General features: G+C 71.5%; 11 protein-coding genes. 6 read left to right on the top strand and 5 right to left on the bottom strand.

The window, feature by feature from the left end:
* The 3 genes from TR50_RS14775 to TR50_RS14765 form a co-directional block, all read left to right on the top strand.
* The coding region (locus tag TR50_RS14775) for a DUF6542 domain-containing protein (protein ID WP_042420576.1) at window positions 1–483 on the top strand (483 nt) is incomplete at its 5' end.
* Window positions 476–2158: an LCP family protein gene (locus TR50_RS14770; RefSeq protein ID WP_084700280.1), complete on the top strand. Its 1683-nt coding sequence runs from the start codon at window positions 476–478 to the stop codon at window positions 2156–2158. The genes TR50_RS14775 and TR50_RS14770, both read left to right, overlap by 8 nt.
* A gap of 165 nt (window positions 2159–2323) precedes the next feature.
* Complete coding sequence (locus tag TR50_RS14765) at window positions 2324–2998, top strand: Crp/Fnr family transcriptional regulator (RefSeq protein WP_042373640.1); 675 nt, start codon at window positions 2324–2326, stop codon at window positions 2996–2998.
* Between the two features lie 96 nt (window positions 2999–3094).
* Here the strand turns inward: TR50_RS14765 and TR50_RS14760 are convergent, their stop codons facing one another.
* The 4 genes from TR50_RS14760 to sp36 form a co-directional block, all read right to left on the bottom strand.
* Window positions 3095–3874, bottom strand: a complete 780-nt coding sequence (locus TR50_RS14760; protein WP_439654219.1) for an MBL fold metallo-hydrolase — start codon at window positions 3872–3874, stop codon at window positions 3095–3097.
* The gene (locus TR50_RS14755) at window positions 3871–4734 is read right to left on the bottom strand and encodes an NUDIX hydrolase (protein ID WP_042420574.1); all 864 of its coding nucleotides are present in this window, start codon (window positions 4732–4734) and stop codon (window positions 3871–3873) included. The genes TR50_RS14760 and TR50_RS14755 overlap by 4 nt, the downstream gene beginning before the upstream one ends.
* Window positions 4735–4805: 71 nt before the next feature.
* Window positions 4806–5270 carry a RidA family protein gene (locus tag TR50_RS14750; protein ID WP_042420566.1) on the bottom strand — a complete coding sequence of 155 codons (465 nt, stop codon included), beginning with the start codon at window positions 5268–5270 and terminating at the stop codon, window positions 4806–4808.
* A 2-nt stretch (window positions 5271–5272) separates the two neighbouring features.
* Window positions 5273–5431, bottom strand: a complete 159-nt coding sequence (gene sp36 / locus TR50_RS45500) for a Sp36 family protein (RefSeq protein WP_143094391.1) — start codon at window positions 5429–5431, stop codon at window positions 5273–5275.
* 122 nt (window positions 5432–5553) lie between these two features.
* Here sp36 and bagA point away from each other — a divergent pair, with 122 nt between their 5' ends.
* Both bagA and bagB read left to right on the top strand, forming a co-directional pair.
* Entirely contained in the window at window positions 5554–6588 is a 1035-nt protein-coding gene (gene bagA, locus TR50_RS14745) for an ATPase BagA (protein WP_042420563.1), read from the top strand.
* On the top strand, window positions 6585–7751 hold the full coding sequence (gene bagB / locus TR50_RS14740; RefSeq protein ID WP_042420561.1) for an ATPase BagB: 1167 nt from the start codon (window positions 6585–6587) through the stop codon (window positions 7749–7751). The genes bagA and bagB overlap by 4 nt, the downstream gene beginning before the upstream one ends.
* A gap of 244 nt (window positions 7752–7995) precedes the next feature.
* Here bagB and TR50_RS14735 read toward each other — a convergent pair whose 3' ends face one another.
* The gene (locus TR50_RS14735; RefSeq protein WP_042373630.1) at window positions 7996–8313 is read right to left on the bottom strand and encodes a WhiB family transcriptional regulator; all 318 of its coding nucleotides are present in this window, start codon (window positions 8311–8313) and stop codon (window positions 7996–7998) included.
* Window positions 8314–8700: 387 nt separating this feature from the next.
* Between TR50_RS14735 and TR50_RS14730 the strand changes: the two genes are divergently transcribed.
* Complete coding sequence (locus tag TR50_RS14730) at window positions 8701–10992, top strand: transglycosylase domain-containing protein (RefSeq protein WP_042420560.1); 2292 nt, start codon at window positions 8701–8703, stop codon at window positions 10990–10992.
* The last annotated feature ends 36 nt before the right edge of the window (window positions 10993–11028 follow it).

The following is an 11028-nucleotide window of genomic DNA, read 5'->3' as shown; positions in this document are numbered from 1 at the left end:
CCCGACCGCGGCGGGCCCGAACGCGGCGCGGTGCGCGGCCCGGTGCGCGGCGGGCGGCTCGCCCGGCCCCAGGCGAGCTGGGTGCTGCTGGGTCTGCCCGTCCTCGGCGCGCTGGTCGAGGAGGTCTCGGGCGCGACGCTGGGCGGCACCTTCTTCCTGGTCTGCTCGGTGCTGGCCTCCGCCTGGGCGGCACTGCTGGTCACCCACCGGGGCTTGTGGTGGGTCCTGCCGAGCCCGCCGCTGGTGATCGCCGCCGTCGCCTTGGTCGACCAGGCACTGCTGCACGCCTCGGACTTCGCCGGCGACAAGTTCGGCACCAGCGTGCTGAAGTGCGCGGTCGAGCTGTTCCCGGCCATGCTCTTCGCCCTGCTCGCGGCCGTCGCCGCACCGGCGCTGCGGCGCGCGCTGACCCGTCGCCTCGCCGCCCGCGCGGCCGGTCGCGGCGCACAGGTCCCCGTCCCGCGAAGGAGCCACCATGGCTGACCGACGCCAGGGCCACCCGCACGGGCACCCGTCGGGCCGACCGCCGGTCCGCCCCTCGATCCGACCCTCGGTCCGGCCCCGCGAGCGCGCGGGGGACCGCGCGGTCGGACGGGGCCCCGCGACGCCGCTGGTCAAGGCCGGGCGGGCGATGCTGGCCACCGCCTCCGCGGTGGTGCTGCTGGGCAGCGGCGTCTCCTGGTTCACCTACCACTCCCTGGCGGACGGTCTGAACACCTCCGACGCGCTCGGGGTCACCCAGCGTCACGCGCCGCCCAAGCTCGACAACTCCATCAACCTGCTGCTGATCGGGCTGGACAGCCGCAAGGACATGAACGGCGACGACCTGCCGAAGCAGTTCGTCGAGCAGGACCTGCACGCGGGCTCCAGCGACATCGGCGGCTACAACACCAACACGCTGATCCTGCTGCACATCCCCGCGGGCGGCGGCAGGGTGCAGGCCGTCTCGATCCCGCGCGACGACTACGTCGAGACGCTCAACGGCGACGGCACCTCCCAGGGCCACCACAAGGTCAAGGAGGCCTACGGCCTGGCGAAGGCCGCGATCGAGCCGAAACTCAAGGCCCAGGGCCTGACCGGCGCCGCGCTCGAACAACAGAGCCGCGAGGCCGGACGCGAGGCGACCCTCGCCACCGTCCAGCAGTTCCTGGGCGTCCGCATCGACCACTTCGCCGAGGTCAACCTGCTCGGCTTCTACGACATCGCCAAGGTCGTCCAGCCGGTCACGGTCTGCCTCAAGCACGCCACCAAGGACCCGGCCATGGCCGGCCAGGGTTCCGGCGCCGACTTCCACGCCGGCTACAACACCCTCGACGCGGCCGAGGCCCTCTCCTTCGTCCGCCAGCGCCACAACCTCACCAACGGGGACCTCGACCGCACCCACCGTCAGCAGGCCTTCATCTCCTCGGTGATGTACAAGCTCAAGCAGGAGGGCCTGTTCGACGACCTCGGCAAGATGCAGGGACTGCTCGGCGTGGTCAAGAAGGACGTGGTGCTGGACTCGCAGTGGAACGTCCTCGACTTCGCCCAGCAGGTGCCCAACCTGACCGGCGGGAACGTCGTCTTCAACACCCTGCCGATCCAGGGCTTCGCCACCCGCAACGGCGAGTCGGTCAACCTGGTCGACGAGCAGCAGATCCAACGGATCATGCAGCGGCTCATCTCCGTCGACCCGCACCAGAGCGCGCCGCCCGCGGGCGGCTCCTCCTCGCCCGCCGCCGTTCCGCAGCAGCAGACCGGGCCCGTCGCCCCCGCCACCGTGGACGTGCTGAACAGCTCCGGCATCACCGGGCTGGCGGCGCAGAAGCAGAAGGACCTCGTCGAGGCCGGCTGGACCGCGGGCCGCACCGGCAACTCCGCGTCCCGCGCGCACACCGTCATCCGCTACGGCTCCGGCGCGAACGCGGCGCAGGCGGCCAAGCAGATCGCGACGAAGCTCGGCGTCTCCGCCGTGCCGAGTGCCGCCGCCAACCTGGCCGCGGGTCACGTCGAGGTGCTGCTCGGCATGGACGCGGTGGGCGCGGCCCGCCCGAGCACGGCGGTCGGCGGCGGCTCCGGGGGCGCCGCCGGAGGCTCCTTGTCCGGCGACGCGGTGTCCAGCATCCCCTTCCAGGGCGCTTCGGTGGAGATGGGCCGAGGCATCCCCTGCGTGGACTGATCCTGGTTGTGTCCCGGTTGGTGGACGATTCCGTCTCAGGGTTGCCACCCCGCTAGGAGAACGGGAAACACGTAAGACACACTTGTTGTGATTGATCGCACTGTTTCCCGGTCGGGCATGATGGGGACCGAACCTCAAGCCTGCACGGCCGACTAGGAGGACCGAGTGGACGACGTTCTGCGGCGGGCACCGCTCTTCACCGCACTGGACGACGAGCAGGCCGCCGAGCTGCGTGCCTCCATGACGGAGACGACGCTGAGCCGCGGCGAGTCGCTGTTCCACGAGGGCGACCCCGGGGACCGGCTCTACGTCATCGTCGAGGGCAAGCTGAAGCTGCACCGGGCCTCGGCCGACGGGCGCGAGAACATGCTCGCGGTGGTCGGACCGAGCGAGATGATCGGCGAGCTGTCGCTCTTCGACCCGGGCCCGCGCACCGCCACCGCCTCGGCGCTGACCGAGGTCAAGCTGCTGGGCCTCGGCCACGGCGACCTGCAGCCGTGGCTCGCGACCCGCCCCGAGGTGGCCATCGCCCTGCTGCGCGCCATCGCGCGCCGCCTGCGCCGCACCAACGACGTCATGTCGGACCTGGTCTTCTCCGACGTCCCCGGCCGCGTCGCCAAGGCCCTGCTGGATCTGTCCCGACGGTTCGGCGTCCCCTCAGACGAGGGCATCCACGTGGTCCACGACCTCACCCAGGAGGAACTGGCCCAGCTGGTCGGCGCGTCGCGCGAGACGGTCAACAAGGCCCTCGCCGACTTCGCCCAGCGCGGGTGGCTCCGCCTGGAGGCTCGCGCCGTGATCCTGCTGGACGTCGAGCGCCTGGCCCGTCGCTCACGCTGACATCGGGTTGCACCACCTGGGGGCGCGGGAACCTGCGCGGCGGAGCCGCAGATCAGCAGAGCCCCGCGCCCCTGGTGGTGCGGCCTCCCCCAGCGCCTAAGAGTTCTCCCTCAGATATTCGAGTTGCGCCCTGACGGACCACTCGGCCGCCGGCCAGAGCGAGCGGTCGACGTCGGCGTAGACGTGGGCGACGACCTCCGCCGGAGTCGCGTGCCCCGCCTGGACCGCCGCGGCGACCTGCGCGAGGCGGGACTCGCGGTGGGCGAGGTAGTACTCCACCGCGCCGAGGGCGTCCGAAAGGACCGGGCCGTGTCCGGGGAGGATCGTGCGGGCCTCGCGGGCCTCCGCCAGGGACCGCAGCCGCTTCAGGGAGTCCAGGTAGTCGCCGAGGCGGCCGTCGGGGTGGGCGACCACGGTGGTGCCGCGGCCGAGGACCGTGTCCCCGGTCAGCAGCGACCCCTCCGCGGGAAGCGTGAAGCAGAGGGAGTCCGAGGTGTGGCCCGGCGTCCCGACGACGCGCAGTTCCAGCCCGCCGAACTCCAGGACGTCCCCGTCCGCCACCCCCTCGGAGCCCAGCCGCAGGCCCGGGTCGAGCGCGCGGACCCCGCTGCCGCTCAGCTCGGCGAACCGCGCCGCGCCCTCCGCGTGGTCCGGATGCCCGTGGGTCAGCAGCGTCGCCGCGACCCGGCTGCCCTGGGCCTCGACCGCCGCCAGGACCGCGGCCAGGTGGCCCTCGTGCAGGGGGCCGGGGTCGATGACGACGGCCTCGGACGAGCCCGGCTCGGCGAGGATCCAGGTGTTGGTGCCCTCCAGCGTCATCGGGGAGGGGTTCGGGGCCAGGACCAGCGTGGCCCGCTCCGTCACCACGGTGCTCACAGCTGCCCCCGCAGGGCCAGGCCCGGGTGGCCGGGCCAGCTGACCACGATCGCGCCGTCGTCCTCGATGCGGGCCTGGGCCAGGATCGGGTCGATCGAGCGGGCCTTCGCCGCCGTCAGCGCCGCGTCCGGACTGCCGTAGGGGGTGAGCTCCCGCAGCGTCGTGATCGTCGGCGGCAGCATGAAGAACTCGCCCGCCGCGTGGTGCGCCGCGGCCTCCTCGGGGGAGATCCACACGACGCGGTCCGCCTCGCCGGGGACCTCCGCCGTGCGCTGGCCCTCGGGGACGGTCGCGACGAAGAACCAGGTGTCGTAGCGGCGTTCCTCGAACTCGGGGGTGATCCAGCGGGACCACGCGCCGAGCAGGTCGCTGCGCAGCACCAGACCGCGCGAGGCGAGGAACTCGCCGAAGGAGAGCTCGTGCGCCTCCAGCGCGGTGCGCGCCGCGCGCCACTCCTCGCCGGAGACGTCCGCGACGACGGAGGCCGCGTCGGGGCCGGCCAACAGGACGCCGGACTCCTCGAAGGTCTCCCGGACCGCCGCGCAGACCACGGCGCGGGCCTCGTCGGCGGGCACGCCCAGCCGCTCGCCCCACGCCGCCGCGTCCGGACCGGCCCAGCCGAGGCCCGGCGCGCTGTCACGCGGGTCCACGGCCCCGCCGGGGTAGGCGTACGCACCGCCCGCGAACGCCATCGAGGTGCGGCGGCGCAGCAGGTACGCCTCCACGGCGTCGCCCTGCGCGCGCAGCAGCACCACCGTCGCCGCGCGGCGCGGCTGCACGGGGGTGAGCTCCCCGCGGGCCTGCGCCGCGATCCGGTCCGCCCAGCTCGGCGGCAGCCGGTCACTCCGTCGATCACTCATGGCCGGATCGTACGGCGCAGGCCCAACAAATCACACTGCGTCCCCGCAGGGACCTGCCTCAGCGGCCGGCGTTACGCACGGACCTTGACCTGGATCTCGACCTCGACCGGCGCGTCCAGCGGCAGCACCGCGACGCCGACGGCGCTGCGGGCGTGCACGCCCGCCTCGCCCAGGACCTCGCCCAGCAGCTCGCTCGCGCCGTTGACGACGCCCGGCTGGCCGGTGAAGTCGGGGGCGGAGGCGACGAAGCCGACGACCTTGACGACGCGCTCGATGCGGTCGAGGTCGCCGATGACGGACTTGACGGCCGCCAGCGCGTTGATCGCGCAGATCTTCGCCTGCTCCTTGGCCTCCTCCGCGGTGACCTCGGCGCCGACCTTCCCGGTCAGGGCGAGCTTGCCGGCCACCATCGGAAGCTGGCCCGAGGTGTAGACGAAGTCGCCGGTCTGCACGGCGGGAACGTAGGCCGCCAGCGGGGGGACGACCTCGGGCAGGGCCAGGCCGAGCTCGGCCAGGCGGGTCTCAACCTTGCTCATGGTTACTGCTTCTCCCGCTTCAGGTACGCCACCAGCTGCTCCGGGTTGTTCGGGCCCGGAACGACCTGGACGAGCTCCCAGCCGTCCTCGCCCCAGGTGTCCAGGATCTGCTTGGTCGCGTGCACCAGCAGCGGCACCGTCACGTATTCCCACTTGGTCATGACACTGGACTCTAGCCCGTCCACCGGATGCCCATTGGTTACGCTCGACCGGACGGCACAGCTTTGACGTACACCGCATGACCCGCATGACGTGACGCGCGATCGCCAGGGAGGAACGGCTCATGCCCGCAGCTCCACCTGCAGGTCCGGACTGGGAGGGCGTCCGCCTCCACGTCGTCACCGGCAAGGGAGGCACCGGCAAGACCACGGTCGCGGCGGCGCTCGCCCTCGCGCTGGCGAAGGAGGGCCGCCGGACGCTGTTGATCGAGGTCGAGGAGCGCCAGGGCATCGCGGAGCTGTTCGGCATCGCCGCGCTGCCCTACGAGGAGCGCAAGGTGGCCGCCGGGCGGGGCCACGGCGAGGTGTACGCGCTAGCCATCGACATCGAGCAGGCGCTGCTGGAGTACCTGGAGATGTTCTACAAGCTGGGCCGCGCGGGCAAGGCGCTGCGCAAGCTCGGCTTCATCGACTTCGCCACGACCATCGCGCCCGGCCTGAGGGACGTGCTGCTGACGGGCAAGGCCTGCGAGGCGGTGCGGCGGCGGCGTCCGGACGGCCGTCGCGTCTACGACGCGGTGGTGATGGACGCCCCGCCGACGGGTCGGGTGACCCGCTTCCTCAACATCAACACCGAGGTGGCCGGCCTGGCCCGGGTCGGGCCGATCCACAACCAATCGCAGGCGGTGATGCGGGTCATACAGTCCCCGGAGACCGCCGTGCACATGGTGACGCTGCTGGAGGAGATGCCGGTGCAGGAGACCGTGGACGGCGTGACCGACCTGCACGCGGCGAAGCTGCCGGTGGGCGGGGTCTTCGTGAACATGGTGCGTCCGCCGGTCCTGGACCAGGCGGCGCTGCTGGCGGCCGAGGACGGCCACGAGGAGGAGTTGGCCCTCGCCCTGACGGAGGGCGGGCTGGGCGGACGCCGTACGGCCGCCAACGGCGGCGGCCCGGGGCCAACGGCGCGCAAGCTCGTCGGCCCGCTGCTCGCGGAGGGCCGCGAGCACGCCGCGCGCGTCGAACTGGAGCGCGCCCAGCGAGCAGACATCCAAGGGCTGCGGCTGCCCACCTACGAACTGCCCAAGTTGTCGGGCGGTGTCGACCTCGGCGGCCTCTACCGGCTCGCCGCCGAACTGCGGACCCAGGGGGCGGCATGACGTCGGCGGGAACGACCTCGGCGGAGCCGTTGACCACCCGTCAACTGGACGTGGACGCACTGCTGGACGACCCGGGTACCCGCATCATCGTCTGCTGCGGCAGCGGCGGCGTCGGCAAGACCACCACGGCCGCGGCGCTCGGCCTGCGGGCGGCCGAACGGGGCCGCAAGGTCGTCGTGCTGACAATCGACCCGGCCCGGCGGCTGGCGCAGTCCATGGGCCTCACCGAGCTCGACAACACCCCGCGCGTGGTCAAGGGCGTGACGGGACCGGGCGAACTCCAGGCCATGATGCTGGACATGAAGCGGACCTTCGACGAGGTCGTGCTGGCCGCGGCCGACGCCGAACGGGCCCGGCAGATCATGGAGAACCCCTTCTACCAGTCCCTCTCCTCCGGCTTCGCCGGCACGCAGGAGTACATGGCGATGGAGAAGCTGGGCCAGCTCCACGCCACCGGGACGTGGGACCTCATCGTCGTCGACACCCCGCCGAGCCGCTCCGCGCTGGACTTCCTGGACGCGCCGAACCGTCTGGGATCGTTCCTGGACGGGCGGTTGATCAAAGTGCTGACCGCTCCCGCGAAGGTGGGCGGGCGCAGCGCGATGAAGATGCTGAACGTCGGCATGACGATGTTCACCGGCGTGCTCAGCAAGGTGCTGGGCGCGACGGTGCTCCAGGACGTCTCCACGTTCGTGGCGGCGATGGACTCCATGTTCGGCGGCTTCCGCGAGCGCGCGGACCGCACGTACGCGCTGCTCCAGGCGAAGGGCACGGCCTTCCTCGTCGTGGCCGCGCCGGAGCGGGACGCGCTCCGGGAGGCGGCGTACTTCGTCGACCGCCTGGAGGCCGACCACATGCCGCTGGCCGGGCTCGTCCTGAACCGCGTTCACAGCACAGGCGCCCCCCAGCTCAGCGCGGAGCGCGCGCGGGCGGCGGCGGAGGCGTTGGACGAGGCTCCGCCCGGGGACGCGGAGCAGCTGGCCGCTGGACTGCTGCGGCTGCATGCGGAGCGCATGCAGATCATCGCGAGGGAGCGCCGCATGCGCGACCGCTTCGCGTCCGTCTACCCGGACGTGCGCGTCGCCGAGGTCTCCGCGCTGGCGGGGGACGTCCACGACCTCGACGGCCTCCGCACCGTCGGCGAGCTGCTGGCACGCGAGTAACCAGGCACATCCAGGGGCGCGAGGCTCTGCCGATTTGCGCTCCGCCGCGTGGGCGCGAGCAACCGACGACAGGCGGACGGCCCTGCTCGTTCGGGGCTCTACCTGCGTGGGATGGGGGCACCCCCAGCCGAAGGCTGGGGGATTGTCGCGCGCACGCTGGGGGCACCTCCCGGCCGAAGGCTGGGGGAGGAGCCGCACATCGGCGCAGCCTCGCGCCCCTGGGTGGTGCAACTGCCTGCGGGGCTCAGCCCGCTTCGGCGAAGTCCACGGCGACGACCGCGTAGGCCTGCTCGTACTCGCTGCGCGCGGTCTCCAGCAGGCGGCGCCACGAGACGACCGTCGGACGCCGACGCAGCAGCGCTCTGCGCTCCCGCTCGGTCATGCCCCCCCAGACACCGAACTCGACACGGTTGTCCAGAGCGTCAGCCAAGCACTCGGTCCGCACCGGACATCCAGTGCACACCGCCTTCGCGCGGTTCTGTGCCGCCCCCTGGACGAACAGTTCGTCCGGATCACTGGTGCGGCAGGCGGCCTGCGCACTCCAGTCCTCAACCCAGCTCATGCTGGCGCCGTCCTCTCCCGAATCGAGGCTCCCCCACGGCGGCAACGGCGAATATGCCGTTGCCAGTTGAGGACGTTACGGAAGAAGTGCGCGTTGCAACAGCCCCTTGGGGCCCAATCCTTATGGCCCATTTGGACTATGCGTGCCCGGGAGGTCACCCGTTGGAGTGATCGCAGGTCGTCGGCCCTCGCGGGCTTCGGGTGCCCGCTGTGGCCTTGCCAACCGCTCATTCGCCTGGCATATGCCAGGCATTCCCCCTCGATTCGGTCATCTCTCATCACCCACAAGAGTGAATCAAGCGGGCGCACGACAAGTTGTCGCACGCTTGTGACAAGAGTAGGCGAACACCTGGCCAGCTGTCCGAGGAACGCCGCGTAAGGTTCTGCCATGGCAGCGAAGCGCAAGGTGTCCCCACTCCAGCAGATCTCGCTCGGCGCCCGACTCCTCGGTGCCAGCGTGCTGGCCGGTGGCCTCGTCGCCGGCCTGGCCCTGCCGGCCGTGGGCGCGCTGGGGCTCGGGGCGCAGTCCGCCGTGAACGACTTCAACAACCTTCCGGCCGACTTCACCCAGCCGCCGCTGTCCCAGGCCTCCTACATCTACGACGACCAGAACAACGTCATCGCCAAGGTGTACTCGCGCGACCGCACCGTCGTCAGCGAGAGCCAGATCTCACCCCTGATGCGCCAGGCGCTGGTCGACATCGAGGACAACCGCTTCTACCAGCACGGCGCCGTCGACCTGCGCGGCATGCTGCGCGCGGTGACCAACAACGGCGGCGGCGGCGCCACCCAGGGCGGTTCGACGCTGACCCAGCAGTACGTCAAGAACGTCTTCGTCGAGGAGGCGGGCAACGACCAGGCGAAGGTGCTGGAGGCGCAGCGGCAGACCGTCGGCCGCAAGATCCAGGAGCTGAAGTACGCGATCAAGGTCGAGGAGACCCTGACCAAGGACCAGATCCTGACCAACTACCTCAACATCACCTTCTTCGGCGAGCAGGCCTACGGCGTCGAGGCCGCCGCCGAGCGGTACTTCGGCGTGCACGCCAGCCAGCTGAAGCTCCAGCAGGCGGCGCTGCTGGGCGGCATGGTCCAGTCGCCCACCTACTACGACCCGATCGTCTACCCGGACGTCGCGCTCAAGCGCCGCAACACCGTCCTGGAGAAGATGGCCGAGTACGGCTCGATCACCGCGGCGCAGGCCAAGGCCGCCGAGGCGACGCCGCTCGGGCTGAACCCGCACAAGCCCCAGGAGGGCTGCATCACCGCGAACCACAACGGTGAGGCGTTCTTCTGCGACTACGTCGAGCACGTGATCCTGAAGGACCCGGCCTTCGGCAAGACCCAGTCGGACCGGCAGGCGCTGTGGGACCAGGGCGGTCTGCAGATCCACACCACGCTGGACCCGAAGGCGCAGGCCGCCCTGAACGCCTCGGTCACCTCCCACGTCTACGCGGGCGACAAGGCCGCCGCCGCGATGTCGATGGTGCAGCCGGGCACCGGCAAGATCCTCGCCATGGGCCAGAGCCGCCCGTACGGCGTGGGCCCGCAGGCGAACATCACGACGATCAACTACAACGTCGACGCGTCGATGGGCGGCGGCTTCGGCTTCCAGACCGGTTCCACGTTCAAGCCCATCACCGCCGCCGCGGCGCTGGACCAGGGCCTGAACATGAACACCACCTACCCGTCGCCGTACTCCGCCGACTACCCGGCGATGACGGACTGCTCCGGCGCCACCCTGTCGCCGGTCCCGAACGACCACAACGACAGCCACAGCCTGGTCGGCCCCTACAACATGGCCAAGGCCATGGCGCTGTCGGTCAACACCTACTTCGTCTCCCTGGAGCAGGCGACGGGCCTGTGCAACGTCGCCACCATGGCGAACAAGCTCGGCCTCAAGAGCCAGGCGTCGGAGTACAAGACGCCCGGCCAGCTCGACCCGCTCCAGGTGGTCCAGTCGATGACGCTGGGCACCAACGACATCGCCCCGCTGCAGATGGCCGCGGTCTACGCGTCGTTCGCGGCGCGCGGCGTCTACTGCAACCCGACCGCGATCACCTCGGTGACCACGGCGGACCACAAGACGCTGGCGGTGCCGCAGGCCAACTGCCAGCAGGCGATGCAGCAGGGCACGGCCGACGCCATCAACTCGATGCTGGCGGGCGTGGTCAACGACGGCACCGGCGCGGTCGACGCCTTCAAGGACGGCCGCCCCAGCGCCGGCAAGACGGGTACCACCGACAAGAGCGCCAGCGTCTGGTTCATCGGCTACACCCCGGAGATCGCCGCGGCCACCGTCGTCTCCGACACCGCGAAGCTGGAGCCGCTCGACAACGGCCAGCTGATCGGCGGCAGCGCGGTCCCCTACAACACGGCCTTCGGTAGCACGCTGGCCGGCCCGATCTGGCGTGAGGCGATGACCGGCGCGCTGTCCGGGGTCCCGTTCAGCAACTTCACCCTGCTCCCGCTGCCGCAGTCCCCGAACCCGTCCAACGACGGCAAGGGCGCGAACGGCGGGACCAACGGCGGCAACGGCAAGGGCAAGCACGGCAAGAACGGCGGCGCGACCGGCAACACGATCGCCGGAGCCACCGGCATCGTCGGTGTCGCCGGCGGCAACAACGGCGGGGCGGGCGGCGCAGGCGGCGCCGGGGGCCCTGGCGGGATCTTCGGCCACTGAGACACGACGACGGCGGGGGTGCGGGGCTTTCCAGCC

The organism is Streptacidiphilus anmyonensis (assembly GCF_000787855.1).
Classification (GTDB): Bacteria; Actinomycetota; Actinomycetes; order Streptomycetales; family Streptomycetaceae; genus Streptacidiphilus; species Streptacidiphilus anmyonensis.
The sequence above is the reverse complement of the archived record's forward strand: the minus strand, read 5'-3'. Positions and strand labels throughout refer to the sequence as shown.